This is a genomic window from Streptacidiphilus pinicola, assembly GCF_003258295.1.
Taxonomy (GTDB): domain Bacteria; phylum Actinomycetota; class Actinomycetes; order Streptomycetales; family Streptomycetaceae; genus Streptacidiphilus; species Streptacidiphilus pinicola.
In genome coordinates this window covers 1-26,595 of sequence record NZ_QKYN01000058.1, presented here as the reverse complement: position 1 = coordinate 26,595, position 26,595 = coordinate 1, and the positions used below count along the sequence as shown (strand labels likewise).

Below are 26,595 nucleotides of genomic sequence, written 5' to 3'. Positions count from 1 at the left end.
CTGGCCTGCGCGGAGGTCCGTTCGATCCAAGCCGTGGTCTGACGGACCGTGTCCCCGGCCGCGCGCTGCCGTGCGCCGCGCGACACTGGACGGACGGAGACCACCGCAGGGACGTCAGGACAGGGAAGGGGCCGGACCACATGCCGCAGCGCACGCCGGAGGCCGAGGAGCACGTGCCACCGGGACTGTCCCTGGCCGAGGTCGAGGAGATCGCCCGCGCCGCACACGCCGAGCAGGTGGACAAGGCGGGCCGCCCCTACGCCGAGCACCTCTCCGAGGTCGCCGCCGGCACCGCGCAGCACGGCGGCGACGAGGCGCAGATCGCGGCCGCCTGGCTGCACGACGCCGTCGAGGACGACGCGTTGACGGCCGAGTGGCTCGCCGCTGCGGCGCTGCCGCAGCGCACCAAGGACATCGTGCTGGCGCTCACCCGCCGCGAGGGCGAGGCCCTCCCGGACTACACCGCGCGCATCCTGGCCACCCCCGGCGCGATCACCGTCAAGGAGGCCGACCTCGCCAGCAACTCGTCGCCGGGCCGCCTCGCCCTCCTCCCGGACGCCGCGCTGCGCGCACGCCTGACGGGCAAGTACGCGCGCATGCGCCGCCTGCTCCACCCTGACCTGGCGGAGCCGCTGCCCACCGGCTCCGGCGAGCAGGGCGACCCGACGGACGAGTCCCTGCTGGCCGCACTCGACGGCACGTCGGAGGCCTGGGGCCGGCTGAGCGAGTTCGCCTCCGGCTGGGCGGTGGAGGAGGGCGACGCACACTGGAACGACCGCCACTGGGTCTACGGCCCCCGCGTCGCCGCGGTGACCACGGCCCTCAACGCGGTCGGCGCGGTGCCGCCCTCCTATGACTGGAACGCCTTCGGCCTCCCACTCCTCGCCATGGACGGCACCCTCACCCCACCGGACGCGATCCGCACGGCCACCGCCCTCCTCCGCCGCGAACGCTTCGTCGAGGGCACCCTCGCCACCGCCTGGATGAACGGCCGCCTCTACGCCACCATCCGCGCCCTCGTCCACTGGCATGAGACCGGCACGTCCTAGCCCGACGCCGGCGCCCGCCAGTGACAGAGCCGCCTCACTCCGCCGGGGCGGACAGTTCCTCGGAGAGGGAGCGTTGGAAGGCGGTGACGAGGGCCTGGATGACCAGGGGTTCGATGTGGGAGGTGAGTTCCTTCATACGTTCCAGGCCCTCGGGGTCGGGGTCGGAGGCGAGGAAGGGGCGCCAGACCGTGTCGCGGAAGAGGCGGTGGAGGTCGTGGGCGGTGGCGCGGCTGTGGAGGCGGACCACGGCGCGGGCGGCGACCAGGGTCTCCAGGGGGATGGGGACGTCGAGGATCCGCAGGCCGAGGGGGAGCAGGCCGGGGTCGACGGGGAAGGAGCCGTCGGCCACCTCTGCGGGGGCGGGGCCGTCCGGAGGTTGGGGGAGGATCGCGCCCATCGCGGCGAGGCGGTGGAGGTCGGCGTCGGTGAGGGCGCGGCCGGCGCGGCGTTCCAGCTGGTCGCGGGTGATCCGCTCCGCGGTCTCCGGCTGCCAGGAGGCGACGAGTGCGCGGTGGACCGCCAGGTCCAGGGAGCCGACGTCCTCCGGGAGCTCCGCGAGGTAGCGCTCAATCGCGGCCAGCGTCAGGCCCTGGCGCTGCAGTTCCTCGATCAGTTCGAGCCGGCCCAGGTGCTCGGGCCCGTAGCGGCCGACCCGGCGCGGGCCCAGTTCGGGTGGCGGCAGCAGACCCTTCGCGGCGTAGAAGCGCAGCGTGCGGACCGTGATGCCGGCCCGTGCCGCCAGCTCGTCGACGTTCAACCACGCCTCGACCGTCAACCGTGCCTCCCCTCCCGTACCGGGCTCAACGGGCTCAACAGTATCGCTGTCACACCCGCCGGGAATGGCGGCGACTGGCGCGATGTTGTGGAGCATGGTTGAATTTTCAACAAGTACGAGCGAGAGGGATGAGCCAGATGCAGTTCGGGATCTTCACGGTCGGCGACGTCACCCCCGACCCCACCACCGGTCGCACCCCGAGCGAGCGCGAGCGGATCAAGGCGATGGTGGCCATCGCGCAGAAGGCCGAAGAGGTCGGCCTGGACGTCTTCGCCACCGGTGAGCACCACAACCCGCCGTTCGTGCCGTCGTCCCCGACGACCATGCTCGGCTGGATCGCCGCGAAGACCGAGCGGATCATCCTCTCCACCTCGACGACGTTGATCACCACCAACGACCCGGTGAAGATCGCCGAGGACTTCGCGATGCTGCAGCACCTCGCCGACGGCCGCGTCGACGTGATGCTCGGCCGCGGCAACACCGGCCCGGTCTACCCGTGGTTCGGCAAGGACATCCGCGACGGCATCTCCCTCGCCGTCGAGAACTACGCGCTGCTGCGCCGCCTGTGGCGCGAGGAGGTCGTCGACTGGGAGGGCCGCTTCCGGACCCCGCTGCAGTCCTTCACCTCGACGCCGCGACCCATGGACGACGTGCCGCCCTTCGTCTGGCACGGCTCGATCCGCAGCCCCGAGATCGCCGAGCAGGCCGCCTACTACGGTGACGGCTTCTTCCACAACAACATCTTCTGGCCCGCGGACCACACCAAGCGGATGATCGAGCTCTATCGCGCCCGCTACGCCCACTACGGCCACGGCACCGCGGAGCAGGCCATCGTCGGGCTCGGCGGCCAGGTCTTCATGCGCCGCAACTCCCAGGACGCGGTGCGCGAGTTCCGCCCCTACTTCGACAACGCGCCGGTCTACGGGCACGGCCCGTCGCTGGAGGAGTTCACCGCGCAGACCCCGCTGACCGTCGGCACGCCCGAGCAGGTCATCGAGAAGACGCTGGGCTTCCGCGACTACGCGGGCGACTACCAGCGCCAGCTCTTCCTGGTCGACCACGCCGGGCTGCCACTGAAGACCGTGCTGGAGCAGATCGACCTGCTCGGCGAGGAGGTCGTGCCGGTGCTGCGCCGCGAGTTCGCCAAGAACCGCCCGGCGGACGTCCCGGACGCGCCCACCCACGCCTCGCTGCTCGCCGCGCGCGAAGCCGGCGCGGCAGCCGTCCAGGCCTAGAACCCAGGGAGACAGCACCGTGGACACCATCACCCTCGCCGTCGTCTCGGCGGGCCTCAGTCAGCCCTCGTCGACGCGGCTGCTCGCGGACCGGCTGAGCGACGCCGTCCGGGCGGGGCTGGCCGAGGCGGGGCGCGAGGTGCGGATCGAGCACGTCGAGCTGCGCGAGCTCGCCCACCCGATCGCGGACAACCTCGTCACCGGCTTCCCCGGCCAGGCGCTGCGGGACGCGATCGAGACCGTGACCGGCGCCGACGCGGTCATCGCGGTCACGCCGATCTTCTCCGCCTCCTACAGCGGCCTGTTCAAGTCGTTCTTCGACGTCCTGGAACAGGGCGCGCTGACCGGCAAGCCGGCCCTGCTGGGCGCGACCGGCGGCACCGCCCGTCACTCCCTCGCGCTCGACCACGCACTGCGTCCGCTCTTCGCGTACCTGCGCGCGGCCGTCGTCCCCACGGCCGTCTTCGCGGCGTCCGAGGACTGGGCCTCGGCGGAGCAGAACGGGCTCGGACAGCACATCGACCGCGCCGCGCAGGAGTTGGCCGCCGTCCTGCTCCGGCAGCCGGCGCGGACCCGACGGCCCGACGCCTTCGCCGACGTCGTGCCGTTCGAGCAGCGGCTCGCCGCGCTCAAGCTGCCCTGACGGCAGCCTGAGCGCGGGTGGGTCAGCGCGCCGGCAGGGCGTAGACGTGGTTGTCGTGCGCGGTGTACAGCAGGGTGCCGTCCGTCGCGCACCACCAGTGGGCGTCCGAGGCACCGCCGTCGGTGAAGGTCCACAGCAGGTGGCCGTTGGTGCGGTCGAAGGCGCCGAGCGCGGCGCCGCCGGACGCGGTGGCGACCGAGCAGAAGATGGTGTCCTGGACGACCACGATCGGGCTGGAGTCGAGGCTCAGCTGCACGTCCGACGTCCACAGCTGGCTGCCGTTGTGCGCGTCCAGGGCCAGCAGGGTGCCCAGGCCCAGCGTGCCGTAGACGACCCCGTTGCGGTAACCGAGGTTGCTGTAGCCGAGGTTGCCCTGCTTGGGCGCCGACATCCGCTTGTCGCCCTTGTCCAGCCCGTAGCCGAACACCTGGTTGCCGTCCAGGTAGACCGTGCCGTCGCCGAGCAGCGGCATCGACGGGTTGGGGAAGCCCTGCAGGCCGTAGTCCTGCGACCACAGCTGCGCCCCCGTCGTGGTGTCCCGGACCACGACGTTGTTGGCGTCGTTCGTGTAGACCAGGTACTTCGCGTTCGCGAAGCCCAGCACGTTCTGCCCGTCGCCGGCCTTCACGTTGCGCTGCTGCTCCCAGAGCAGCTTGCGTGTGTGGATGTCGACGGCGACGACGATCTGCTCGGGGTTGTCGGTGACGACGACCTGGCCCTTGCCGTCGAGCGGGTACTTCTCGGCGACGACGAAGGCGGCCTGCTCGTTGATGCCCAGCAGTTGGTGCAGGCTGTACTGGTCCGGGGCCCGGACGGCCCACTTCTGCCCGCCGCTGTCGAGGTCGAAGCCCGCGATCGTCTCGTTCGCGTTGCTCGGCAGCGTCACCACGAAGCCGCCGCCGTAGCCGAAGGGCGACTGCTGGTAGAGGGTCGGGATCGTGGGACCGGTCCACTGCTTGGCGCCGGAGCGGGGGTCGAGCGCCACCAGGCTCTCGTCCGCGACCATCAGGTGGTTCGCCTGCACCACCGGCGGCGAGTCCACCTTCTGGTTGGCCTGGTAGGTCCAGATCGGGGTGGGCGCGACACCCGGCGCGCGGGACGGCTGGGGCGCCGGCGTGCCCGGCCCGCTGTCGGAACTGGACTGCTTCTTCTTCGACTTGGGGGAACCGCCGGCGGACAGCGCGAGCGCGACGCCGCCACCGGCGGCCACGACGGCCGCCGCGCCGACCGCGCCGTAGAGGACCTTGCGCCGCGAGGGCGCGGGCGCCGGTTCGGGGGCGGGGGTGACGTGCGGAGCGACCGGCCCGGGCGGCGGGGTCGCGCCTGTCGCGCCCCCGGTCGCGCCGGTCCCGAGGACGACGGTGCCGTCCCCGGCGGAGCCGGCGTCCACGGCGGAGGCCCCGTTGAGGACCACGGTGCCGTTCTCCGGGGCCGGAGCGTTCTGGCCCGTGCGCGGGTCGACGGGGGCGGCCGGGCGCGCGATCGGGGCCGGGGTCTCCAACTCCATGACGCGGGCCGCGTGCTGAGCGATGCCGGAGGCGACCTGGCCCGGCAACCAGCCGCCCTGCAGCAGCGCCGCGGCACCGTCCGGGGCGAGCAGCTGCAGCAGTTGGGCGGGTGTCGGCCGGTCGGCCGGGTCCTTCGCCAGGCAGGCGCCGATCGCCTCGCGCAGCGACTGCGGCACCGTGTCCAGGTCGGCCGGCTCGTGTACCACCCGGTACAGCAGCGACGCCGCGGACTCCTGCCCGAACGGGCCGTGCCCGGTCGCGGCGAAGGCGAGCACCGAACCGAGCGAGAAGACGTCGCCCTCCGGCCCCACCTTCTTGCCCGAGGCCTGCTCCGGCGACATGAAGCCCGGCGAGCCGACGACGACGCCGGTGCTGGTGAGCGCGGCACCCGCGCCGTCCAGGGCGCGGGCGATGCCGAAGTCGATGACGCGCGGCCCGTCGGCCGCCAGCAGCACGTTCGACGGCTTCAGGTCACGGTGGATCAGACCCGTGTCGTGGATCGCCCCGAGCGCCTCCGCGAGGACCGCGCCGAGTGCCCGCACGGTGGCCTCCGGCAGCGGCCCGTACGAGGACACCGCCTCGCTGAGGGAGGGCCCGAGCACGTAGGCGGTGGCCAGCCACGGCGTCGCGGAGTCCCGGTCGGCGTCCACCACGGGTGCGGTGTAGGCGCCGGAGACGCTCTGCGCGGCGGCGACCTCGCGCCGGAAGCGGTCGCGGAAGTCGGGGTTGTCGGCGAGGTCCGCGCGGACCACCTTCACCGCGACGGTCCGGCCGCCCGCGCTGCGGGCGAGGTAGACGCGACCCATGCCGCCGGCGCCGAGACGTGCGACCAGCGTGTAGGGGCCGATGATTGCTGGATCGTCAGCTTCGAGCGGCTGCATGTGCGGATCCCCCGTCGAGTCTGTGTAGCTACGTCCGGCGAGGATTCTAGGACGGTTGGATCACGCGCAGGGCACGGGGACGTTGCACTACCCCCGTGCGGGGTGGGCCCTGCGCCGAGTGGGTGCGTCCCGCCGCCGGGGCAGCGAGGTCGCGCGTCAGCGGTGCCGTTCGCGGAAGGCCGCCGCACCGGGGAGGCCCTCGGTCGTCAGCGTCGCCATCCCGTGCCGGAACTCGTTCGCCAGGGCGGCCTCCTCGGTGAGGCCCTCGGCCTCCAGGGCCGAGAGGCGGTCGTTGCGGAGGCAGGTCTGTGGCAGCGCCGCGATCTCGTGGGCCAGCTGCTCCGCCGCCTCCCGCTCGGTCCCGGCGGGGACGACGCGGTCCGCGAGACCGATGGTGAGCGCCTCGGCCGCCGGGACCTCACGGCCGGTCAGGATCAGGTCCATGGCCCGGCCCGCGCCGACAAGGCGCGGGAGGCGGACCGTGCCGCCGTCGATCAGCGGGACGCCCCAGCGGCGGCAGAAGACACCGAAGACCGCGTCCTGCGCGGCCACCCGGAGATCGCACCAGAGCGCCAACTCCAGGCCTCCGGCCACCGCGTGGCCGGCGATAGCGGCGATGACGGGCTTGCCGAGGCGCATCCGGCTCGGGCCCATCGGGCCGGGGCCGTCGGGGGAGAGGGTGTTGCCCTGCGGGCCGTCGGCCTCCTTGAGGTCCGCGCCCGCGCAGAACGAGCCGCCCTCGCCCCACAGCACGGCCACCGACGCGGACTCGTCCGCGTCGAACTCCGCGAACGCGTGGTACAGCGCGTCCGCGGTCGGGCCGTCCACGGCGTTGCGCCGCTCCGGGCGGGAGAGGACCACCGTCCACACCGGCCCGGAGCGTTCGATCCGTACTGCGTTCACGTTCACCCGCACCACCCGTGGAGTACCGGACATCTCAGGGCAGCAGGGTATCCAGGAAGGAGTTGGAGAAGACCCGCCCCGGGTCGTAGCGGTCCAGCGTGGCCAGCGCGGTGTCCCAGTTGGCGGAGACCGGCTGCCCGGCCCGGTAGGAGGCCGGGATGGTGCTGCCGAGGACGGTCGGGTCGGCCCAGCACGCGGTGCCGGAGTACGCCCAGCCCTTCGACCACTCCGCGCGCACCGCCGCGTAGCTGCCCGTGTAGTTGGAGAGCACCCACTGCTCGGTCTCGCGGTAGAACTGCTGCGCCTGCGGGGTGCCGGGGACGGTCAGCAGGTCCATCCAGACCGCGGTGTCCCACTGCGGCTGGTCGGGTCTCGGTCTCAGCGCGCTGAGGAGGGGTTCGACGGCGCCCGGGACACCGCAGTCGGCGGCGTTGTCGAGGCCGGTGACGCGGACCTCCCACGGGCCGTTCATCGGGTACTGGCCGGCCGCCTTGTAGGTGTTCAACTGCCCGTTCAGGTAGGTGTAGAACTCGCTGACCACGCGCTGGATGTCGGCGCGCCGGCACAGGATCGCGTAGCCGTTCGCGGTCACCTGCAGCGTGGTCGGGCGCACGTACAGCTGCAGGTTCTTCGCCCAGCCCCAGATGTCCCAGGTGCCGGTGGTGATCAGTCCGGAACCGACGATGCTCATCTCCAGGTTCTCGAAGGTCGGCGTCACCGAGACGTTCCCGGAGATGATCTCGGAGATGTACTGCGACTCCTGGCTGCTGACCGAGTCGGAGAAGGAGTAGTTGAACGGGCTGCTCACGGACTTCGAGGTCCACGGCTGGCCGGGGGAGACGGACCAGACCTTCAGCCACGGCACCGTCGTGAACGGGAACCAGATCGTCTCCACCCGCCCGCTCCTCTGCACCAGGGCCGCGAAGGAGCTGGACCCGGCCGACGCCGGCGGCGCGAACAGGTCGGTGACCTGCGTGGTGTAGGTGGAGACGCAGCGCAGCCGGGTGTTGGCGCCCACGCGCAGGGTGGCCTCGGTGACGAAGGCCCGGCCCAGGTGGACCAGGAAGGCGCCGATGTCCGGGTCGCTGCGCTGGAAGGTCTTCAGCACGTACGCGCTGCTGCCCGGATCCCAGACCACGGCCGTCAGCGAGACGACCAGGTTGCTGACGGAGCCGTAGGTGTGGCCGGCGAGCGGCGACTCGCCGCTGCCCGGGACGGAGGTGCCGTGGCCGTCGATGGCGAGGACGCCGCCGAGGGTGAGGTCGCCGGGCGCGGGCGTGTTGGTCAGGCCGTATCCCGCGCCTTCCAACGCGGTCAGCAGGGCCTCCATGGTGACCCCGGTCTGCGCGGTCACGCCGGCCGGGCTGCCGGAGTTCACGGTGACGGCGGTCAGGTGCGCGGTGGTGTCGACGAGCACGATGTTGCCGCTCGCGGCGTTCGGTTCCAGCAGCGGCGACCAGCCGTGGCCCATGCCCCTGGCGCGCAGCCGCCAGCCGTTGGCGTGGGCCCAGTTGGCGATGGTCACCACGTCGTTCGGGCTGGTCGGCGCGCACGTCCAGGTCGGGTTGAGCTGGATCTCCCCGGACCAGTTGCGGAACGCCTGCTGGTAGACGGGGATCGAGGCGGGGAAGTTCGGGGGAGCCGCGGTGGCCGCCTCCGCGGGGGTCACCCTGAAGGCGGGCGTCCACGAGGCGGCTCCCAGGGCGGCACCGGCCGCGGTCGCACCCAGAAAGGCGCGACGCGACAGGCGCGCGCGGTCGTGCTGATCCATGACTGTCCTCCGGTCGGCTCGGGTGGGAGCACAGCCGTACGCGGCGTCGCGGACCGAAGAACCGACACGTCCTGACCCGGACCGGTCGGGGGCGCACGCCGACGCACGGCAGGAAGGGGTGGATGAAAGCGCCGGGCGGTGCGGTCCCGCGCGGGCGTCACGCCGGCGATGCGGGCACGGCGGGACAGTCGGGTGGCGATGGGTGAAGCCGAGAGTCGGCCGCATCGCCGAAGAAGTCAATGCGGCCGGTCATGCGGATTGGGGCACCAAGGGGGGAGGATTGGCCGTAAACGACCCAAAGCGCCTACGGCGACCCGCTGAACAGTCTCACGGGCCCGGCGCCGCGTCCGCATGGAGGGTTCCATGAGCACTTCCGTTCCGCCTCCGGACGGCCCTTCGGGCGCCTCGGTCGTGACGGCGCCGGGGGAGGTGTCCGGTTCCGCTCCGGGTGAGAAGGGGCTGCGCGGCAACGCCCTCGGCCTGTTCTCCTCGGTGGCGATCGGTCTGGCCTCCACCGCTCCTGCGTACAGCCTCGCGGCCACCCTGGGCCTCATCGTCGCCGGCGTCGGGCTGCAGGCCCCGATCATCACCATCCTCGCGTTCGTCCCGATGCTGCTGATCGCCTACGCCTACAAGGAGATGAACACGGTCGACCCGGACTGCGGCACCACCTTCACCTGGGCCGCCCGCGCGTTCGGGCCGCGGACCGGTTGGATGGGAGGCTGGGGCATCATCGTCGCCGACGTGATCGTCATGGCCAATCTGGCCCAGATCGCCGGCATCTACGGCTTCCAGCTCGTCGGGCACGGGGGACTGGCGTCGAGCACCCTGTGGACGACCGTGGCCGGGGTGGTCTGGATCGTCCTGATGACCTTCATCTGCTACATCGGCATCGAGGTCTCCGCCGCGATGCAGCGCGTGCTGCTCTGCATCGAGGTCGCGATGCTGGTGCTGCTCTCGGTGACCGCCCTGGTCAAGGTGTACGGCAGCCACGCGCCCGGGACCTCGGTCAAGGTCTCCGCCTCCTGGTTCAACCCCTTCCAGGTGCCCACGGCGAGTGCGCTGACCGCCGGCATCCTCTCCGCCGTGTTCATCTACTGGGGCTGGGACACGGCCGTGTCGGTCAACGAGGAGACCGCCGACAAGACCCGCACCCCGGGCCGGGCGGCGGTGCTCTCCACCGTCATCCTGCTGCTGATCTACGCCCTGGTCTCCACCTCGGCCCAGGCCTTCGCCGGTGTCGGCGACAAGGGCATCGGCCTGGCCAATCCGGACAACTCCGGTGACGTGCTCTCCGGTCTGGGCAACGCGGTGTTCGGCAGCACCGGACTCGGCTGGTTCCTCTCCAAGCTGCTGATCTTCATGGTGCTGACCTCGGCCGCGGCCTCGACCCAGACCACGATCCTGCCGACCGCGCGCACCAGCTTCTCGATGGCCCTGCACAAGGCGATCCCCTCGCACTTCGGCCGGGTGCACCCCCGCTTCGCCACGCCCACCTGGTCGACGGTCGCGATGGGGCTGGTCTCGATCGCCTTCTACGTGCTGCTGACCCGGATCAGCACCAACGTGCTCACCGACTCGATCTCCTCGGTCGGCCTCGGCATCGCCTTCTACTACGGGCTGACCGGGTTCGCCTGCGTCTGGTACTTCCGCCGGGTGCTCCGGCGCAGCGCCCGCGACCTGTGGTTCAAGGGCGTCCTGCCGCTGCTCGGCGGGCTGATGCTGCTGTACTTCTTCTGCTACGCCGCCTTCGACGTGTACGCCGCGCCCGACTACGGGCACACCTCCGTGGACCTGCCGGGCATCGGCCGGGTGGGCGGCGTCTCGGTCATCGGCGTCGGCGCGCTGGTGCTCGGCTTCGTGCTGATGCTGATCCAGTGGGCCGTCCAGGGCTCCTGGTTCCGCCACCCGGACGTGCCGGTGAGTGCGGCGACCGTGGAGGAGCTCGACGCGCTCGAGGCGGCCGAGGTCAGGAACGGCCCGGAAGCTTGACCCGCGTCACGCCGGGCTGCGGACCCGGGCGCGGCCGCCCGCCGCCCGGTGCCGGTCCGCGCAGGCCGGCACACGGGTCGCCGTCACGCCGCCGGTGGCAGGACGTGCTCGGCGCGGGCGTCGGGCCCGCCTGCGTCGGCGGCATGACCGGCACCGACGGGCTCGGGACCGTGCTCGCCGAAGCACCGGCGCTCGCCCCGGGGCTGGCGCTCCCGCCGGGGGCGGCCGAGGGCGACGCCGACGGCGAGCCGGACACCGAGGCGGACGGGGAGCCGGACGGGCTGGGGGAGGACGTGGGCAGCGGCGGCGGCTGAGTCGACATCATCTGCTGGTAGATCGCGCTGGACTCGGGGTTCTCGTCGCAGTTCAGCACGCCGTGCGGGCAGTAGTCCGTGATCGTCTGGTAGAGCGTGTCGTGCGTCTCGATCCAGTTGAGCATGGACCGCATGAACGCCGGGTCGTCGCCGTGCCGGAACATGCCCCACTCCGCGTAGGAGACCGGCTTGTGGTGCTGGGCGGCGAACTTCACCTGGTCCAGCAGGCCGTAGGGCTGCGTCACGTAGTCGGCGAAGTCGTCGCCCGGGCCCTGGTCGTAGTTGTCGGTGCCGATCACGTCGGTGTAGTTGTCGCCCGGGTAGCAGTCCGTCCAGGGGTGCGCGTCGGGGCCGCGGTTGGGCGTGAAGTCGAAGCGGAACTGCTGCCCGGGCACGCTGCGCATCACCTCGACGATGCGGCGCCAGTAGGCCTTCCAGTCCGCCGGGTCCGGCCCGCAGCGGCTGGTGTAGGTGATGCCGTTCATCTCCCAGCCGAGCGTGATCACCGTGTCCGGGACGCCGAGCGCGACCAGGCGGCGGGCGAGCGTCTGGTAGTGCGCGTCGTCGGCCCCGGCCGCGGCCTGCTGCAGCAGCGTCGCGACGTCGTCGTCGCTGATGCCCGCCTCGTTCTCCGCCTGCATCGGCACGGCCAGCACGAAGACCCGGTCCGGCCGGGCCAGCCGCCACTGCGCCCACGGCCCGAGGAGCGAGGGCGCGCCCTCGATGTCGGACCAGTTGTTGCCCGGCAGGTAGGTGTGACCGACCTGCAGGTCCGCGTTGTGCAGCCAGACGGCGAGCTGGGTCTGCCGGTCCTGGGCGAAGTCGGACCCCACGAACGCCCCGAAGGGCACCGCGTGGGCGGGCAGCACGGTCGGGTCCGACCAGGGGGAGGTGTCCGGACCGGAGGAGAGCAAGGCGTCTCCGCTCTGGACCCGACCCGTCCCCGCACCGGGCGCCGGCTCCAGCAGCCGCGCTCCGGTCACGAAGGCGACCAGCAGCACGCTCATGGCGAGAGCCAGAGCCGCGAGCAGACGACGCTGTGACATGCGTTCAGCCTATGGACTGATGAACCGTCAGCGCGCGGCCTGCAAGCTGAACAGGTGTCACCTCTCACCCGTTCGGAGGCATTCGCTTGCGACGGCGCAGGTTGCGGCACCCGCGGAGGGTCACCCCCGGCCGAGCAACCGGGTGATCTCCTCGGCCGGGGCGGCCTTGCCGAAGTGCCAGCCCTGGGCCGAGTCGCAGCCGGTCAGGCGCAGGCGTTCGGCCTGGCCCGCGCTCTCGACGCCCTCGGCGGTGACGGTGATGCCGAGGACGTGCGCCAGCCGCACCAGCGCGGTGACGATCTTCTCGTCCACCGCCTCCCGCGGCGTCTCGTCCCCGTCCAGCTCCGAGCGGAAGCCCTCGACGAAGGACTTCGCCAGCTTCAGCACGTGCACCGGCAGTCGGCTGAGGTACGCCAGGTTGGAGTACCCCGTGCCGAAGTCGTCGATCGCGATGCGCACACCCATCGCGTCCAGCGCGTGCAGCGCCTGCACCGGACGCCCGGCCGGACCCATCACCGCGCTCTCGGTGAGCTCGAGCTGCAGCAGCCGTGACGGCAGGCGGGTGTGGCCGAGGACCTCCGCCACGTCCGCCACCATGTCGGAGTCCCGGAACTGGCGGGCCGCCAGATTGACGCTGACCAGCAGCTGCGCGTCGGGGAAGTGGTCGAGCCAGGCGCGGGTCTGGCGGCAGGCCTCCTCCAGCACCCAGTGCCCGAGCGGGACGATCGCGCCGGTCTCCTCGGCGATCTGGATGAAACGATCCGGCGCGAGCCGGCCGAACTCCGGGTGCCGCCAGCGCACCAGCGCCTCGACACCCTGCAGCCGGCCCGTCGCCAGCTCCACCAGCGGCTGGTACTCCAGCAGGAACTCGCCGCGTTCCAGCGCGGGCCGCATCGTCGTGGCGAGGACCTGACGCGTCATCTGGGTGGCGATCCGCTCCGGGTCGTACAGCGCCCAGCGCGAGCGACCGTCCGACTTGGCCCAGCACAGCGTCGCGTCCGCGTCCCGGACCAGCACCGTCGGCGAGCTGCCCGAGACGGGGCGCTCCACCACCCCGACGCTGGCGGTGGCCGCCACCCGCTGGCCCGCCAGGTCGTAGGGCGTGCCGAGGACCTCGACGACCTCGGCGGCCAGCGCCGTCAGCTCCTCCGCGCCCGCGCTGCGCGGCACCAGCACCGCGAACTCGTCCCCGCCCACGCGCGCGACCAGATGGCCGCGTGGCGAGAACCGCTGCTCCAGCCGCCGCGCGACGCCGACCAGCAGCTCGTCCCCGACCGGGTGGCCGAGGGTGTCGTTCACCGCCTGGAAACCGTCCAGATCCAGGAAGCAGAGCCCGATCCGCTGGTCGGCCTCGGCGCAGGCGTCGGCCAGGCGCTCGAAGAACAGGGCCCGGTTCGGCAGCCCCGTCAGCGGATCGTGCATGGACTGGTAGTGCAGCCGGTCGCCGAGGCGGCGCGCCTCGGAGACGTCCTCCACCATGGCGAGCGTGTACAGCGGCTCGCCCGTCGAATCGCGGATCAGGGAGACGGTAATGTTCGTCCACACCGCGTGGCCCTGGCGGTGCCGCAGCCGCTTCTCCAGCCGCACCCGGTCCCGCTCGCCGCGCACGAGCTGGCGGTAGAGGTGGCGGGCGCGCTCCTCCACGTCCATCAGCTGGTGGATGTGCATCCGCATCAGCTCCGGCACGGTGTGCCCGAGCATCTCGGCCAGGGCCGGATTGGCCTCGATGATCACATCGTCCCGGTCGACCAGCGCCATGCCGATGCCGGCGTCGACGAAGGCGGCCCGGAAGCGGTTCTCGCTGGCCCGCAGCGCCTCCTCGAGACGGCGCCGGTCCACCGGGCCGTCCAGACCGCTCAGGTCTTCGAGCGTCAACGGCGCGCCTAAGGCGTCCAGGGCGCCAAGGGCGTCCAGGGCACCGATGTCCTCGGGTGAGCCGGGGGGACCGGACGGGCCACTACGCACGGTGGCGATCGTAGGCAGCGGCCCCGGAGCAATCCAGCATTCCGGGGCCGATTCACTCCGGCGAGGGGGGCATACGCGGAACGCGTGCGCCCCCGCTCACCCGTTCCGGTGAGCGGGTCAGCCGAGCGAGGCCGACAGGGTGATGGTGGTGCCGGTCAGCGCCTGGCTGACCGGGCAGTTGGCCTTGGCGTCCTCGGCGGCCTTGACGAAACCGGCCTCGTCCAGGCCGGGCACGGTGCCGACGACCGTCAGGTGGATGCCGGTGATCCCGGTGCCGGGCTGGAAGCTCACGTCGGCGGTGGTCTCCAGCTTGGTGGGCGGCGTGCCGGCGTTGCCCAGGGCGAAGGAGAGCGCCATGGAGAAGCAGGCGCTGTGCGCTCCGGCGATCAGCTCCTCCGGGCTGGTCTTCCCGTTCGCCTGCTCGGCGCGCGCGACCCAGGTGACCGGGAACTCGCCGATCCCGGAGGACTTCATGGCGACGACGCCCTGGCCCTCCGTCAGGTTGCCGTTCCAGGTCGTGGTCGCGGTGCGGGTAGTGGCCACGAGGGCCTCCGTTCGATGCTCAGTGATCTGTTGACAGGCCGTCGCCCATCCTAGGAGCGGGAGTTACCGCGCCAGGGTCATGACGCTGAAGTGCGCGCCGGAGGGGTCGCGGGCGACACAGAGGCGGCCGTAGGGGGAGTCGAAGGGGCCGCGCAGGACCGAGCCGCCGAGGGCGGCGATCTGCTGGGCCGTCTCGTCCACCTTGGCGACGGCGAAGTAGACCGACCAGAACGGCTGCCCGCCGCCGGGCGCGAGCTCCTGCGCCGGGTCGGTCGCCCGGAGCCGGCCGCACACCTGGCTGCCCGAGCCGGGCGGGGTCCAGACCGTGTAGTCGAAGTCGGTGCCGTCGCCGATCTGCTCCTGCTTGTAGTCGAAGAGGCCCGCGTAGAACGCGTCCGCGGCGCCGTCGGCCGTGGTTGCGAGCTCGTTCCAGCACATCGCGCCCGGCTCGCCGTGGAGGGCCGCGCCCTCGTGGCCCTGCGGCTGCCACAGCCCGAAGGAGGCGCCCTGCGGGTCGAACGCGAAGGCGAGCCGCCCGGCGGCCGGCACGTCGTGCGGCCCCATCGCGATCTTGCCGCCGCCGGCCTCGACGGCCTTGATCGTGGCGTCGACGTCGCTGGTGCGCAGGTAGACGTTCCAGGCGGGCGCGAGCCCCTCGGCGCTGGGCGGGGGCGGCATCAGCGCGGCGACCGGCTGCCCCTTCCACAGACACATCGTGTAGTGCCCGTACTCCGGGCCCTTGTCCTGGAACTCCCAGCCGAGGGCGGCGCCGTAGAAGCGGCGGGCGCTCTCCAGGTCGGGGGCGTTCAGGTCGGCCCAGCAGGGGGCGCCGTCTGGATAGGAGCTGACGTCGGGCATGGGGCCCTCCGGAGGTGCGTGGTCGGGTGGGGGATGGGCGGGAGAGGGTCCCCGCCGGATCGAGGCCCACGATTCCTCCGCCGCCTCGGCCCTGCAACCGCTCGCGTCCGTCCGGTCACCCTGCGTGGGGGCGAGGTGAGGTGAGGGGTGGGGTCTACGCGCGTCACGCGAATCCGCTACACTGGCTGCAGATCTACCGAGACCAGCTACATCTGCCTGATGCAGAGTCGGCTAGACCGCTCGGCGGCCGCAGCCAGCACCACCGGTGCGGGGCGCGGTATCTACCCCGGTCGACGCACCAGAGGACGACCCTCGGCGCCCGGGGCACCACCCATATGCTCCCGCGCGCTACCAGGCAGCGGAGAGACCTCCCCACATGGCCCGTCCGTTCGGATACGGCGCGCTGCTGCGCACCCCCGGAGCCTGGACCTTCCTGCTGCCGGCGTTCGTCGCCCGCCTCCCCTACGCCATGCTCGGGCTCGGCACCGTGCTGCTCGTGCTCGACACCACGCACTCCTACACCACCGCCGGTGCCGTCGCCGCGGTCGCCTCGATCACCCAGGTCGTCGGCGCGCCGCTGACCGGCCGGCTCGCCGACCGCCGCGGCCAGGCCCCCGTGCTGCTTCCCTGTCTCGCACTGCACGGCGGCTCCGTCGTCGGCCTGATCGTGCTGGCCCTGTCCGGCGCGCCGGTCTGGACGCTGTTCCTGGCCGCGGGCCTCGCGGGCGCGTCGCTGCCGCAGATCGGCGCGATGGTCCGCGCCCGCTGGCTGCACGCCCTCGACGGGCGCCCCGAGGCGGTCTCCTCCGCCTTCGCCTTCGAGTCGGTCACCGACGAACTGACCTTCGTCCTCGGCCCGGTCCTCGCCACGATGCTCTGCACCACCGTCGCCCCGGCCGCCGGCCTGGTCGCGGAGGCCGGACTCACCGTCATCGGTGGCCTCGCCTTCGCCGCGCAGCGGCGCACCGCCCCGCCGGTCCGCGGGGCCGAGGCCGCCGGCGCCGCGTCCGCCCTGTCCCGTCCCGGCGTGCGCCTGCTGGTCGTGGCGCTGCTCGGCGTCGGCTCGGTCTTCGGCGCACTCCAGGTCTCCATCACCGCCGCGAGCGAGGCGGCCGGCCAGGCCGGCCTGAGCGGCATCGTCTACGGCCTCTTCGCCACCGGCAGCGTCCTCGCGGGCGCGGGCTTCGGCGCGGTCCGCTGGAAGCGCTCCCCGCGGTTCCGGCTCCTGGCCGCCTACGGCGCGCTGGTGCTCGGCACGTCCACGCTGTGGGCGATGCCGAACCTGCTCACGCTCGCGGTGGCGGCGTTCTGCTGCGGTCTGGCCATCGCCCCGACGCTGATCTCCGCCTACACGCTCGTCGAGACCCTGGTCGACGCGGGCGCCAAGACGGAGGCCTTCACCTGGCTCACCGGCGCGATCGGCCTCGGCCTGGCCCTGGGCTCCACCGTCGCGGGCCGCCTCATCGACGCGCACGGCGCCTCGGCGGGCTTCCTCGTCCCGGCAGCGGGGGCGGCGCTCGGCTTCGTCACCCTGCTCGCCCTCCGCGGCCTCCTCGTCCCCACGGCGGCCACCCGCACCGTCGCGACCTCCCGCCGCGAGCCCGCCCACGCCTCGCACTGAGGCGCGGGCTCCCGGCGCCCTCCCCGATCATGCCGCGCCCGGCTACGCTGCGCGGCATGATCCATTCCTCCCCGTCCGCCGCCGACGCAGCGGTGGCCGTCGCTGCGGCCCAGGCCGGAGCCGAGGCGGTGCGCGAGCTCTACGGTCGCCCGCTCGACCGGATCGACAAGGGCGCCGGGGACTTCGCCACGGCCGCCGACGTGGAGGCCGAGCGGCGGATCCTCGACGTCCTGCGGTCCGCCCGGCCCGACGACGCCGTGCTCGGCGAGGAGAGCGGGAAGCAGGGCCCGATCGGCGCCGACCGCCAGTGGCTGGTCGACCCCCTGTGCGGCACGTTGAACTACGCCGTCGGCAGCACGCTGGTCGCCGTGAACGTTGCCCTGCGCGACGGAGCGGCGGCCGTGGCCGACCCGTTCAGCGGCGAGGTCTTCCACACCGACGGCCGGGCCGCGCTGGTGCGAAGGGACGGGGCCGACGCCCCGTTGGCGCCCACCGCCTCCTCGCAGTTGGTCGACGTCAACCTGGACCCGCCGTTCCCGAACGCCCCGGGGTTCCGCGCCGTCGAACTGCTCGGCCACCCCGATTTCGTCCAGCGCTTCCGGCCGCGGGTCGTCTCCTCGACGCTGGCCGTGGCCTGGGTCGCGGCGGGTAGGCGGGCCGCCTACGTCACCGACGGCGGCGACTTGTCCGCAAGCGTGCACTTCGCCGCCGGCATCGCGCTCTGCCGAGCCGCGGGGTGCGTCGTCACGGGCATCGACGGTGAGCCGCTCGGCGAGGCCGGGCGCGGACTCCTCGCCGCAGCGGACACCCAGACCCACGCCCTGCTGCTGTCCATGATCCGCAGCCAAGGGTCGTAGCCCCCGGCTTCAGGTCCGGCGGCCGATCACGACCGTGGACCAGTACTCCTCCGACGACAGGGCCGTCGCCTCCAGGCCGCCGGAGGCCAGGGCGGTGACCGCCGCGTCGCGCTGGCGGTCGCTCGACTCGACCAGGATCACCCCGCCCGGGGACAGCCAGTCGCGGGCGGAGGCCGCCACGCGGCGCATCACGCCGAGGCCGTCCGCGCCGCCGTCCAGGGCGACGCGGGCCTCGTGGTCGCGGGCTTCGGAGGGGAGGAAGGGGATGTCGTCCGTGGGGACGTACGGGGTGTTGGCGAGCAGCACGTCCACCCGGCCGCGCGGGGCGTCGGGCAGCGCGGCGAACAGGTCCCCCTGGAACGCCCGGCCGCCCAGGCGGGCGATGTTGCGGGCGGCGCAGGCGACCGCCGCCGGGTCGATGTCCGCCGCGTAGAGCTCGACGGCGCGCTCCGGCGCGCCCAGGCGGGAGGCCAGCGCCACCCCCAACGCCCCGCTGCCGCAGCACAGGTCCACGATCACCGCCGCGCCCGGCACCGCCTCCACGGCGCACTCGACCAGGAACTCCGTTCGCGGTCGCGGGACGAAGACGCCCGGGTCGACCTCGATCCGCAGCCCGCAGAAGCGGGCCCAGCCGAGGACGTACTCCAGCGGCTCGCCCCCCGCCCGCCGGGCCACCAGCGCGTCGAGCGAGGGTGCGTCGGCCGCCGCGTCGAGCAGCAGCCCGGCCTCCTCCTCGGCGAAGACGCAGCCGGCCGCGCGCAGCCGGCCGACGACGCCGGGAAAGAGCGGTGAGTCAGAAGCGGCCGTCATCAACGTCCTCCGTCCGAGCCGACGCGGCAGGGATGAAACGCCGGAGGGCTCCTCCGCCGAAGCGGAGGAGCCCTCCAACCGTCTGTGCGCCGCCAGGGACTCGAACCCCGGACCCGCTGATTAAGAGTCAGCTGCTCTAACCAACTGAGCTAGCGGCGCCTGCTGACGGGGAAGACATTACAGGAACCCAGGAGAAATGCCGAATCGGTATCCTGGGCACCCATCCAGACAGGTCCCACGGGGGAGTGCATGTCCGAAAGCCACGCCGAGGTCGACCCGCACGCGAAGGCAGAGCTGGAGCGCCTGCGCGGCAGCATCGACAACATCGACGCCGCGATCGTGCACATGCTGGCCGAGCGCTTCAAGTGCACGCAGCAGGTCGGCCGGCTCAAGGCCGAGTACCGGCTGCCGCCCGCCGATCCGGCGCGCGAGCGCGAGCAGATCGAGCGGCTGCGCGGCCTCGCCACGGCCGCGGGGGTCGACCCCGCCTTCGCGGAGAAGTTCCTCAACTTCATCATCGCCGAGGTGATCCGCCACCACGAGCAGATCGCCGCCGAGGACTGAGCGCTCGCCGGTACCACCCACTCCCGGCAGCCGGACGATCTTCGGCGTAGGGTCGGAGCGGACACACAGGCCGCCAGGGGTGGAGGGTGACATGTTCGAGCTCGGCACGGACGGGCCGTCGGTGATCGTCGCGGGACTCGACGGTTCGGATTCGTCGATGCGCGCGGCCGCCTACGCCGCGGGTCTGGCCCGTCGGCAGGGGGCCAAGCTCGCGCTGGTCTACATCCAGCCGCTGAACGCCATGGGCGGCGCCGACGTCGGCGCCGCGGTGCTGCAGGCGGAGAAGGAGGTCGCGGACCGGCTGCTCGCCGAGATCCGCGAGGCCTCCGAGCGGATGCCGGACAACCAGCGCGTCACCTGGGAGTTCTACAGCCAGCCCGGCGACCCGTACCAGGGCATCGTCGACCTCGCCGAGCAGCTCAAGGCCGACGGCGTGGTGATCGGCGCCTCGGAGAAGGCGGGCCACCGCCTGGTCGGCTCGGTCGGCGTACGGCTGGTCAAGGCGGGCCGCTGGCCCGTCACCGTCGTGCCGTAGCGGGCCTCGTGGCGCGCTCCGACCTCGCCCGGCGGGTCCGCATGCTCTACGGTGTTGCCCGCCAAGGTAAGTAAGAGCGGTAAGAACGCAGCTCGGAGCGGGACAGGAGCCCTTCGTCCATGAGCACCTCCGGTGGTACGAAGGCCGTCCTCGCGGCACTCGGCGCCAATGTCGCGATCGCGGTGTCCAAGTTCGTGGCCTTCGCGTTCAGCGGCTCCTCGTCGATGCTCGCCGAGGGTGTGCACTCGCTGGCCGACTCCGGCAACCAACTGCTGCTCCTCCTCGGCGGCCGGCGCTCGCGGCGCGCCGCCGACGAGGCGCACCCGTTCGGCTACGGCGGCGAGCGCTTCGTCTACGGCTTCCTGGTCTCCGTGGTGCTCTTCTCCCTCGGCGGCCTCTTCGCCCTCTACGAGGGCTACGAGAAGATCCGTCACCCGCACCCCATCGACGCCTGGTACTGGCCGGTGGGCGTGCTGGTCTTCGCGGTCGTCGCCGAGGGCTTCAGCTTCCGCACGGCGATCGGCGAGGCCCGGTCGCTGAAGGGACGTCAGTCCTGGCGCCGTTTCATCCGCACCGCGAAGGCCCCGGAGCTGCCGGTGGTCCTGCTGGAGGACTTCGGCGCGCTGATCGGTCTGGCCCTGGCGCTGTTCGGCGTCGTCCTCGCCGTCGTGACGGGCGACGGCGTCTGGGACGGTGTCGGCACGCTCGGGATCGGCGCGCTGCTGGTCTGCATCGCGCTGGTGCTCGCGGTGGAGACCAAGTCGCTGCTGCTGGGGGAGGGCGCGGGCCCCGAGGTCGTGGCCCGGGTGCGCGCCGCGCTGCTGGACGGCGCGGACGTGGACCGGGTGATCCACATGCGCACCCTGCACCTCGGCCCGGAGGAACTGCTCGTCGCCGCGAAGATCGCCGTCCCGGCGGACGCCAACGCCCGACGCATCACCACCGCGATCAACGCGGCCGAGGCCCGCGTCCGCGCGACGGAGCCGACGGCCCGCGTCATCTACCTCGAACCGGACCTCTACAGCGAGTCCGAAGCCGCCGCCGGCCCCGACCCGGCGGCGACGCCGGGCGGACGCTGACTTTGCGTGAGGTCAGCCGTTGGGGAGGATCACGGCGCGGCCGGTGATCTTGCCAGCGTGGAGGCGTTCGTACGCCGTGGGGGCCTCGGCCAGCGAGTAGGTCTCGACGTGGACGTCCACCGCACCCGCGCGGGCCAGGTCGAGAACCTCGATGAGTTCCACACGGCTGCCCCAGTACGGCGCGCGGACCGCCGCGTCGTAGGGGACGGTGCCGAAGCCGACAGGGAGGCTGCCGCCGCCGAGGCCGACGATGGTCACGTCGCCCTCGACGGCGACCGCCGCGCCCGCGGTCGCCGCGGTCGCCGCGGCGCCGACGAAGTCGAAGACGGCCTCCGCGCCCAGACCGCCGGTCAGCTCGCGGACCCTGGCGGCCGCGTTCGCGTCCGACAGGACCGTCTCGTGGGCGCCGACCTCGCGCGCCAGCGCGAGCTTGTCCTCGCTGACGTCGAGCGCGACGACCCGGGCCGCGGTCATCGCGCGCAGCAGCTGGATGGCGACGTGACCGAGGCCGCCCGCGCCGATGACGACGGCCGTGCTGCCGGGCACCAGCTTCGGCAGCGACAGCTTGATCGCGTGGTACGGCGTCAGGCCGGCATCCGTCAGCGGGACGGAGCGCACCGGGTCGAGGTCGCCGAGGGGGAGGAGGTGGCGGGCGTCGTCGACGAGCAGGTACTCGGCGATCGCGCCGGGCGCGCCCAGCCCGGGCGCGGCGATGCCCAGCTGCTTCGCCCGCAGGCAGTAGTTCTCCTTGCCCTGCGCGCACTTGGCGCAGACGCCGCAGCCCCACGGGCCGTAGACGGCGACGGAGTCGCCGACCGCGACACCGGTGACGCCGTCACCCAGCGCGGCCACCGTGCCCGCGCCCTCGTGGCCGAGCGTGAGCGGCAGCCGGAACGGGAGGGCCTCGGCCGGCCAGCTCATCACCGCGATGTCGGAGTGGCAGACGCCGGCCGCCGTGACCTTGAGCAGCACCTGCCCCGGACCGGGCACCGGATCGGGGACGGTCACCACCTCGGGCGCCGCGCCGACCCTGCGGTACTGGAGCGCTTTCACTGGCCGAACTCCTTCCACTCCCCATCAAGTTGGGATCAGTGTCGCGTCACATCGCCGGTGCCGCGAAGCCGACGGCGAAAAGTAGCAGCCAAGAGAGCTCCAGCAGGATCATCGGGGTGTCCCTGATCAGCAGATCCTCGATGTGGCTGGTCGTCCCGCGCGAGGTCAGCCCGTCGAACCGGACCAGCGCCGCCGTCAGCGGGATCACGGTGGCCACGTGCCAGACCCGCTCGCGCGCGTCGGGCTCGACCAGCGCCCAGGCCAGGTAGGCCGCGACCATCGCCAGCGCGATGACCCGCTGGGCGACCCGCAGGCCGGAGGCCGTGTAGTGCTGGAGCGAGGGCCGATGCGCCGCGGCCGGCGCGCCCAGGCCCGCCAGCTCCGTGTGCCGTTTGGCGGTCGCCACCAGCAGCGCGCCCAGGCTGCACACCAGCACGAACCATCCGGAGGGCGGGACCTGCGAGGACGCGGCGCCGCCGAGCGCGCGCAGGACGAAGCCCGAGGCCACCAGGGTCAGTTCCAGCACGGCCAGGTGCTTCAGGCCGAGGCTGTAGAGGAACGAGGTGACCAGGTACGCGGTCACCGCGATGGTCAGGCCGTAGCCGGGCGCCGCCAGGCTCAGCGTCAGACCCGCGACCAGGCAGAGCCCGGCGACGGTGATCGCCGTGGCCTCGCTGAGCTCGCCGGAGGCGATCGGCCGCAGGCACTTGCGCGGGTGCTGCCGGTCGCGTTCGGCGTCGACGGTGTCGTTGACGAAGTAGACCGCGCACGAGGCCAGGGTGAAGACCACGAAGGCCAGGGCCGCGCCGCCCAGCGCGCTGCCGCCACGCGCTTGGAACTGTCGCGCCGTCAGCTCGGAGCCGGTCAGCGGGGCGGCGAAGACCAGCAGGTTCTTCACCCACTGCCGGGGCCGCGCGGTCCGCAGCACCGCGGACGGCACGCGGACCCAGGCGGCCCGGCGGACCGCCTCGACGCCGAGCGGGATCGGCGGGATCGGAGGGATCGGCGGCACCGCCGGTGGCACCGGCCGGATCGGCTGCGGGGCGCTCATCGCGCGTACACCGCCGTGAAGTCCCGACTGGTGTCCTCGTAGTACCGGTCGGCCGGACGTTCCTGGTCCGGCAGCAGCTTGATCGGCGTCGGGTTCGCCGGGTCCGGCTGCGGCTTGTAGTACATGAACGACATCCACGCGGGGTTGATGTCGAGCTGCATCGCGCGCACCGCTCCCGCGCTCGCCAGCAGGTCCGCGAGGGTGCGGACGGACAGCGCCGGACCGTAGGCGAAGAGCAGCCGGCCGTCGGCCGTGACCCCTACACCGGAGCGCCAGACGAAGTACTTGCCGGCGAGGGTCAGACCCCAGCCGCTCTCGACGTTGTTGTCGACGCTGTCGGGCACCTTGCTGTGATCGACGATCAGCTTGAGGTTCTGGCGGACCCCGGTGACGTTCGGGGCCAGGGACGCGTCGCGACCCCAGTCGGCGACGGTCGCCTTGCCGTCCTTGGTGAAGACCAGCGAGCCCGCGCCGTCGGTGAGCGTGCCGCGGGTGGTCCCGTTCAGGTAGAAGCCGCCCTGGGCCTCGTCGTTGGTGACCTTGAAGCCGCCGTTGAAGGTGGCCAGCAGGCCGTTCCGCTGCCCGCTCGGGATCGAGAACGGCACGCCCCAGTCGGCCGGGCCCGGATCGGACTGGCCCGGGTGGAGGGTGAAGCGCACCAGGCGCTGGTCCATGGAGACCACGGCGGCGACGTAGGAGGTGTGCTCGTTGTCGGGCCGCAGGAACGCCCCGAGCACGGCCGGGGTGCCGTCGACGGCCTCGAGAGTCTGCCAGGTGCCCTCGCCCGGTAGCGGGGCACCGGCCGGGGAGACCAGGCGCGCAGGCATGATCGGCTTCAGCGCGGGCCTGGACGAGGTGCTGTTCTGCACCGGCTGGCCGTTCGGGGCCAGCGCCATGGTCGGCTTGCCGCCGATCTTCGGCGGGTGCGCCTTGTACTGCTGGTCCTCCAGGAAGGTGACGATCGGCCCCATGTGGTGGTCGCGGGCCCACTCCGCGACGCGGGCGACGACGCTGTCGTCGCCGGGCGCGGCCAGGGCCGAGCCGATGGACCAGCAGAGCCAGGCGAAGCAGGCCGTGAACAGCGCGAGCACGGCGCGCACGCTGCGCAGTCGCAGGATTCGGCGGGTCCGGCGGAAGCGCTGCTTCTTCGGCGGTGTCGGCGCGCCCTCGGGCTGCGCGGGCTCCTCGGCGGGGTTCTCCGAGACGGACTCGGGCGACGCTGGTATACCCACGCGGACCTACTTCCGGTCGGTGCGCACGCGCACTGAGGACGGGAGAGAGCGACGGCGACCGCGGTGGGGCGCGCAGTGACCTGGGTCACGGACGGCCGTCTTCGTCCACGCTAGGAATCCGGAACCGGAGGCGCCTGTTCAACTAGGCAGTCCGGGTTACCCGACCTGACGCCCCGCCGGATCCGCCCAGCTGAGCGCGCGGCCCGCCCGCGCCGCCTCCTCCGGCGGCACGCCGGGGGAGCGACCGACCCGGGGCGGGACGCCTTTCACCACGTCAGGCCACGTCGGGCCGTGCGGGCCGGGTTGTCGGCGGTTGCCGGGGCCGGCGGCGGTCGCTTTCCTCTCCCGGCCTTCGGCCGGGGGTGCCCCACCCCTCCGCAGGGTTCGACTCGGAGGCGGGCGCCGACCTGCGGCTCGGGCTCGTGGGTCGCGGCGGTGCCACCGCTGCCCGCGCGGCAGCGCGCCGTCCGGCGAACGGGTCGGTGTGGCGGTCCTCAGCCGTGACCGGCCGGTCGCCCGCCGGGCCGGCTCAGTCCGCGTCGAGGGTGACGATCCGGACGCCCGCGGCGAGGTGGGCCTTGACCAGCTCGCCGTTGGGGTGGTCGTTGCCGTCGACCCAGGCGCGGGCGGCCGCCGGGTCGAGGCCACCCGCCCGCTGGCGGGCCAGCAGGCGCCCGTCGCGGACGGCGTCCGGGGTGGCCAGGAACCACACGGCGTCGAGCTGCGCGCGGACCTCGGCCCAGCCGGGGCCGCCCGCCGCGCCGGCGGCAAGGTAGTTGCCCTCCGTGACGACCAGCCGGGTCTCCGGGGTGACCAGGTGCCGCGCGGCGACGGGCTCGTGGAGCGTGCGGTCGTAGTCGGGCACGTAGACCGGCTCGGCCGGTGCCGCGGTGCGCAGCCGCCGCAGCAGGGCGAGGTAGCCCCAGACGTCGAAGCTGGGCGCCGAGCCCTTGCGGGAGGCCAGGCCGAGCCGGTCCAGCTGCGCGTTGGAGAGGTGGAAGCCGTCCATCGGCACATAGGCCGCCGCGTCCGGGCCGAGGTGTTCGCGCAGCTCGCTCACGAGCCGGACCGCGAGCGTCGACTTGCCCGCGCCCGGCGCGCCGGCGATCCCGAGCAGGAAGCGGCCGCCCGGCGCCGGCGTCAGCGCGGCGGCGTCCGCGACCAACTGCTCGCGATCCATGATCGATTCCTCCGCGCGCCGCGAATCAGGGGACTCGGGAAATGCCGGAAGGCTCCTCCGCCGAAGCGAAGGAGCCTTCCAACTGTCTGTGCGCCGCCAGGGACTCGAACCCCGGACCCGCTGATTAAGAGTCAGCTGCTCTAACCAACTGAGCTAGCGGCGCCTGCTGACGTGGAAGACATTACATGACCAGCAGCCGAAACACCGAATCGGCCCCTGCGGCCGGCTCCCGATCATGGTTGCCCCGGGGCCTCGGCCCGTGACAGCGTTGAATCCATGACGACTTCCGGCACCACCGCGGTCCCCGCCCCGGACATCCTGCGCTACACCGCGTTCTCCTCGGACCCCTCCGGCGGCAACCCGGCGGGCGTGGTCCTGGACGCCCGGGCGCTGGACGACGAGGCGATGCTCGCCGTCGCGGCTGAGGTGGGGTACTCCGAGAGCGCCTTCCTCACCGAGCGTGACGAGGCTGCCCGCCGGTTCCGGATCCGCTACTTCAGCCCGCTCGCCGAGGTCGACTTCTGCGGCCACGCGACGGTCGCGACCGCCGTGGCGCTCGCCGAGCGGCTCGGGGAGGGGCCGCTGCTCTTCCTCACCAACGCCGGTGAGATCACCCTCGACACCGCCCGGGGCGCCGACGGCGCCGTCCGCGCCACGCTCACCAGCGTGCCGACCCGGACCCGCCCGGCGACCGACGCCGAGCTGGACCAGTCGCTCGCCGCGCTGCGCTGGTCGCGTGTGGACCTGGATCCGTCCCTGCCGCCGCACGTCGCCTTCGGTGGCGTCGAGCACCTGGTGCTCGCGGCGGCGACGCGGGAGCGGCTGCGTGCGCTGGACTACGACTTCGACGGCCTCGCCGAGGTGATGCGCCGTCACGGCTGGACCACGCTCCAGCTGGTCTGGCGCGAGAGCGCGGAGCGCTTCCACGCGCGCGACCCCTTCCCGATCGGCGGCGTGGTCGAGGACGCGGCGACGGGCGCGGCCGCGGCGGCCTTCGGCGGCTACCTCCGCGACCTCGACGCCCTCCCCGCGTCGGGCGCCTTCACCATCCGCCAGGGCGAGGACATGGGCCGCCCCAGCACGCTCACGGTCGCGTCCGTCCCGGGCACGGGACGGACGCGACCGTGAGC

General features: G+C 73.0%; 23 protein-coding genes, 2 tRNA genes and 1 pseudogene. 11 read left to right on the top strand and 15 right to left on the bottom strand.

All coding sequences use genetic code 11. From position 1 onward, the window contains the following. Positions 1 to 140: 140 nt before the first annotated feature. Both DN069_RS41560 and DN069_RS41555 read left to right on the top strand, forming a co-directional pair. Positions 141 to 611, top strand: a pseudogene (locus tag DN069_RS41560) (HD domain-containing protein); the annotation flags it as partial. Further along, complete coding sequence (locus DN069_RS41555) at positions 597 to 1,049, top strand: DUF6508 domain-containing protein (protein ID WP_243639246.1); 453 nt, start codon at positions 597 to 599, stop codon at positions 1,047 to 1,049. The pseudogene DN069_RS41560 and the gene DN069_RS41555, both read left to right, overlap by 15 nt. Positions 1,050 to 1,083: 34 nt before the next feature. On the opposite strand, the gene DN069_RS14930 is transcribed toward DN069_RS41555, so the two are convergent. Further along, a complete protein-coding gene (locus DN069_RS14930; protein WP_243639240.1) occupies positions 1,084 to 1,824 on the bottom strand; it encodes a MerR family transcriptional regulator in 741 nt (246 codons plus the stop codon). 137 nt (positions 1,825 to 1,961) lie between these two features. On the opposite strand from DN069_RS14930, the gene DN069_RS14925 reads away from it, so the two are divergent. Then, positions 1,962 to 3,059: an LLM class flavin-dependent oxidoreductase gene (locus DN069_RS14925; protein WP_111501482.1), complete on the top strand. Its 1,098-nt coding sequence runs from the start codon at positions 1,962 to 1,964 to the stop codon at positions 3,057 to 3,059. 19 nt (positions 3,060 to 3,078) lie between these two features. Beyond that, positions 3,079 to 3,702, top strand: coding sequence for an FMN reductase (locus DN069_RS14920; protein WP_111501463.1), 624 nt, complete (start codon positions 3,079 to 3,081; stop codon positions 3,700 to 3,702). Positions 3,703 to 3,724: 22 nt separating this feature from the next. Here the strand turns inward: DN069_RS14920 and DN069_RS14915 are convergent, their stop codons facing one another. The 3 genes from DN069_RS14915 to DN069_RS14905 all read right to left on the bottom strand — a co-directional run bounded on the left by DN069_RS14915 (position 3,725) and on the right by DN069_RS14905 (position 8,765). Further along, complete coding sequence (locus DN069_RS14915) at positions 3,725 to 6,091, bottom strand: protein kinase domain-containing protein (RefSeq protein ID WP_111501462.1); 2,367 nt, start codon at positions 6,089 to 6,091, stop codon at positions 3,725 to 3,727. Between the two features lie 156 nt (positions 6,092 to 6,247). Continuing rightward, positions 6,248 to 7,000 carry a crotonase/enoyl-CoA hydratase family protein gene (locus tag DN069_RS14910; RefSeq protein ID WP_243639238.1) on the bottom strand — a complete coding sequence of 251 codons (753 nt, stop codon included), beginning with the start codon at positions 6,998 to 7,000 and terminating at the stop codon, positions 6,248 to 6,250. A gap of 28 nt (positions 7,001 to 7,028) precedes the next feature. After that, on the bottom strand, positions 7,029 to 8,765 hold the full coding sequence (locus DN069_RS14905; protein WP_111501460.1) for a cholesterol oxidase substrate-binding domain-containing protein: 1,737 nt from the start codon (positions 8,763 to 8,765) through the stop codon (positions 7,029 to 7,031). Between the two features lie 363 nt (positions 8,766 to 9,128). Here DN069_RS14905 and DN069_RS14900 point away from each other — a divergent pair, with 363 nt between their 5' ends. Then, entirely contained in the window at positions 9,129 to 10,757 is a 1,629-nt protein-coding gene (locus DN069_RS14900; RefSeq protein WP_111501459.1) for an APC family permease, read from the top strand. Here DN069_RS14900 and DN069_RS14895 read toward each other — a convergent pair. From DN069_RS14895 to DN069_RS14880, 4 genes are all read right to left on the bottom strand, one after another. Then, positions 10,735 to 12,117, bottom strand: coding sequence for a glycoside hydrolase family 26 protein (locus tag DN069_RS14895; RefSeq protein WP_243639237.1), 1,383 nt, complete (start codon positions 12,115 to 12,117; stop codon positions 10,735 to 10,737). The two genes, DN069_RS14900 and DN069_RS14895, sit on opposite strands and share 23 nt — an antisense overlap. A gap of 120 nt (positions 12,118 to 12,237) precedes the next feature. Continuing rightward, entirely contained in the window at positions 12,238 to 13,992 is a 1,755-nt protein-coding gene (locus DN069_RS14890) for a putative bifunctional diguanylate cyclase/phosphodiesterase (RefSeq protein ID WP_243639235.1), read from the bottom strand. Between the two features lie 207 nt (positions 13,993 to 14,199). Next, positions 14,200 to 14,625, bottom strand: a complete 426-nt coding sequence (locus DN069_RS14885; RefSeq protein ID WP_111501458.1) for an OsmC family peroxiredoxin — start codon at positions 14,623 to 14,625, stop codon at positions 14,200 to 14,202. 63 nt (positions 14,626 to 14,688) lie between these two features. Then, entirely contained in the window at positions 14,689 to 15,483 is a 795-nt protein-coding gene (locus DN069_RS14880; protein WP_111501457.1) for a VOC family protein, read from the bottom strand. Positions 15,484 to 15,859: 376 nt separating this feature from the next. On the opposite strand from DN069_RS14880, the gene DN069_RS14875 reads away from it, so the two are divergent. Continuing rightward, positions 15,860 to 17,104 carry an MFS transporter gene (locus DN069_RS14875; protein WP_111501456.1) on the top strand — a complete coding sequence of 415 codons (1,245 nt, stop codon included), beginning with the start codon at positions 15,860 to 15,862 and terminating at the stop codon, positions 17,102 to 17,104. Positions 17,105 to 17,160: 56 nt separating this feature from the next. Further along, positions 17,161 to 17,961, top strand: a complete 801-nt coding sequence (locus tag DN069_RS14870; RefSeq protein ID WP_111501455.1) for an inositol monophosphatase family protein — start codon at positions 17,161 to 17,163, stop codon at positions 17,959 to 17,961. A gap of 9 nt (positions 17,962 to 17,970) precedes the next feature. Here DN069_RS14870 and DN069_RS14865 read toward each other — a convergent pair whose 3' ends face one another. Together DN069_RS14865 and DN069_RS14860 are read right to left on the bottom strand one after the other, a co-directional pair. Further along, positions 17,971 to 18,771, bottom strand: a complete 801-nt coding sequence (locus DN069_RS14865; protein ID WP_111501454.1) for a putative protein N(5)-glutamine methyltransferase — start codon at positions 18,769 to 18,771, stop codon at positions 17,971 to 17,973. A gap of 85 nt (positions 18,772 to 18,856) precedes the next feature. Further along, positions 18,857 to 18,930: transfer RNA gene (locus tag DN069_RS14860), tRNA-Lys, on the bottom strand. 90 nt (positions 18,931 to 19,020) lie between these two features. On the opposite strand from DN069_RS14860, the gene DN069_RS14855 reads away from it, so the two are divergent. The 3 genes from DN069_RS14855 (at position 19,021) to DN069_RS14845 (ending at position 20,949) form a co-directional block, all read left to right on the top strand. Continuing rightward, a complete protein-coding gene (locus tag DN069_RS14855; protein WP_111501453.1) occupies positions 19,021 to 19,335 on the top strand; it encodes a chorismate mutase in 315 nt (104 codons plus the stop codon). Positions 19,336 to 19,426: 91 nt separating this feature from the next. Continuing rightward, positions 19,427 to 19,870, top strand: coding sequence for a universal stress protein (locus tag DN069_RS14850; RefSeq protein ID WP_111501452.1), 444 nt, complete (start codon positions 19,427 to 19,429; stop codon positions 19,868 to 19,870). Between the two features lie 119 nt (positions 19,871 to 19,989). After that, positions 19,990 to 20,949 (top strand): cation diffusion facilitator family transporter, encoded by a 960-nt coding sequence (locus tag DN069_RS14845; RefSeq protein ID WP_111501451.1) that lies wholly within the window; start codon positions 19,990 to 19,992, stop codon positions 20,947 to 20,949. A gap of 12 nt (positions 20,950 to 20,961) precedes the next feature. Here the strand turns inward: DN069_RS14845 and DN069_RS14840 are convergent, their stop codons facing one another. The 5 genes from DN069_RS14840 to DN069_RS14820 form a co-directional block, all read right to left on the bottom strand. Continuing rightward, the gene (locus DN069_RS14840; RefSeq protein ID WP_111501450.1) at positions 20,962 to 22,002 is read right to left on the bottom strand and encodes an NAD(P)-dependent alcohol dehydrogenase; all 1,041 of its coding nucleotides are present in this window, start codon (positions 22,000 to 22,002) and stop codon (positions 20,962 to 20,964) included. A gap of 46 nt (positions 22,003 to 22,048) precedes the next feature. Next, positions 22,049 to 23,053: a decaprenyl-phosphate phosphoribosyltransferase gene (locus DN069_RS14835; RefSeq protein ID WP_111501449.1), complete on the bottom strand. Its 1,005-nt coding sequence runs from the start codon at positions 23,051 to 23,053 to the stop codon at positions 22,049 to 22,051. Beyond that, a complete protein-coding gene (locus DN069_RS14830; protein WP_111501448.1) occupies positions 23,050 to 24,285 on the bottom strand; it encodes a phosphodiester glycosidase family protein in 1,236 nt (411 codons plus the stop codon). The genes DN069_RS14835 and DN069_RS14830 overlap by 4 nt, the downstream gene beginning before the upstream one ends. A 529-nt stretch (positions 24,286 to 24,814) precedes the next feature. After that, positions 24,815 to 25,465 carry a nucleoside/nucleotide kinase family protein gene (locus DN069_RS14825; protein ID WP_111501447.1) on the bottom strand — a complete coding sequence of 217 codons (651 nt, stop codon included), beginning with the start codon at positions 25,463 to 25,465 and terminating at the stop codon, positions 24,815 to 24,817. An 89-nt stretch (positions 25,466 to 25,554) separates the two neighbouring features. Beyond that, a tRNA-Lys gene (locus tag DN069_RS14820) sits at positions 25,555 to 25,628 on the bottom strand. 113 nt (positions 25,629 to 25,741) lie between these two features. Between DN069_RS14820 and DN069_RS14815 the strand changes: the two genes are divergently transcribed. Further along, the gene (locus DN069_RS14815) at positions 25,742 to 26,593 is read left to right on the top strand and encodes a PhzF family phenazine biosynthesis isomerase (protein WP_111501446.1); all 852 of its coding nucleotides are present in this window, start codon (positions 25,742 to 25,744) and stop codon (positions 26,591 to 26,593) included. Positions 26,594 to 26,595: the final 2 nt, after the last annotated feature.

Coding starts and splice junctions, on each gene's coding strand:
- DN069_RS41555 (WP_243639246.1), top strand. CDS start 597: ATGCGCCGCCTGCTCCACCCTGACCTGGCGGAGCCGCTGCCCACCGGC.
- DN069_RS14925 (WP_111501482.1), top strand. CDS start 1,962: ATGCAGTTCGGGATCTTCACGGTCGGCGACGTCACCCCCGACCCCACC.
- DN069_RS14915 (WP_111501462.1), bottom strand. CDS start 6,091: ATGCAGCCGCTCGAAGCTGACGATCCAGCAATCATCGGCCCCTACACG.
- DN069_RS14905 (WP_111501460.1), bottom strand. CDS start 8,765: ATGGATCAGCACGACCGCGCGCGCCTGTCGCGTCGCGCCTTTCTGGGT.
- DN069_RS14900 (WP_111501459.1), top strand. CDS start 9,129: ATGAGCACTTCCGTTCCGCCTCCGGACGGCCCTTCGGGCGCCTCGGTC.
- DN069_RS14895 (WP_243639237.1), bottom strand. CDS start 12,117: ATGTCACAGCGTCGTCTGCTCGCGGCTCTGGCTCTCGCCATGAGCGTG.
- DN069_RS14880 (WP_111501457.1), bottom strand. CDS start 15,483: ATGCCCGACGTCAGCTCCTATCCAGACGGCGCCCCCTGCTGGGCCGAC.
- DN069_RS14875 (WP_111501456.1), top strand. CDS start 15,860: ATGGCCCGTCCGTTCGGATACGGCGCGCTGCTGCGCACCCCCGGAGCC.
- DN069_RS14870 (WP_111501455.1), top strand. CDS start 17,161: ATGATCCATTCCTCCCCGTCCGCCGCCGACGCAGCGGTGGCCGTCGCT.
- DN069_RS14865 (WP_111501454.1), bottom strand. CDS start 18,771: ATGACGGCCGCTTCTGACTCACCGCTCTTTCCCGGCGTCGTCGGCCGG.
- DN069_RS14855 (WP_111501453.1), top strand. CDS start 19,021: ATGTCCGAAAGCCACGCCGAGGTCGACCCGCACGCGAAGGCAGAGCTG.
- DN069_RS14850 (WP_111501452.1), top strand. CDS start 19,427: ATGTTCGAGCTCGGCACGGACGGGCCGTCGGTGATCGTCGCGGGACTC.
- DN069_RS14845 (WP_111501451.1), top strand. CDS start 19,990: ATGAGCACCTCCGGTGGTACGAAGGCCGTCCTCGCGGCACTCGGCGCC.
- DN069_RS14835 (WP_111501449.1), bottom strand. CDS start 23,053: ATGAGCGCCCCGCAGCCGATCCGGCCGGTGCCACCGGCGGTGCCGCCG.
- DN069_RS14825 (WP_111501447.1), bottom strand. CDS start 25,465: ATGGATCGCGAGCAGTTGGTCGCGGACGCCGCCGCGCTGACGCCGGCG.
- DN069_RS14815 (WP_111501446.1), top strand. CDS start 25,742: ATGACGACTTCCGGCACCACCGCGGTCCCCGCCCCGGACATCCTGCGC.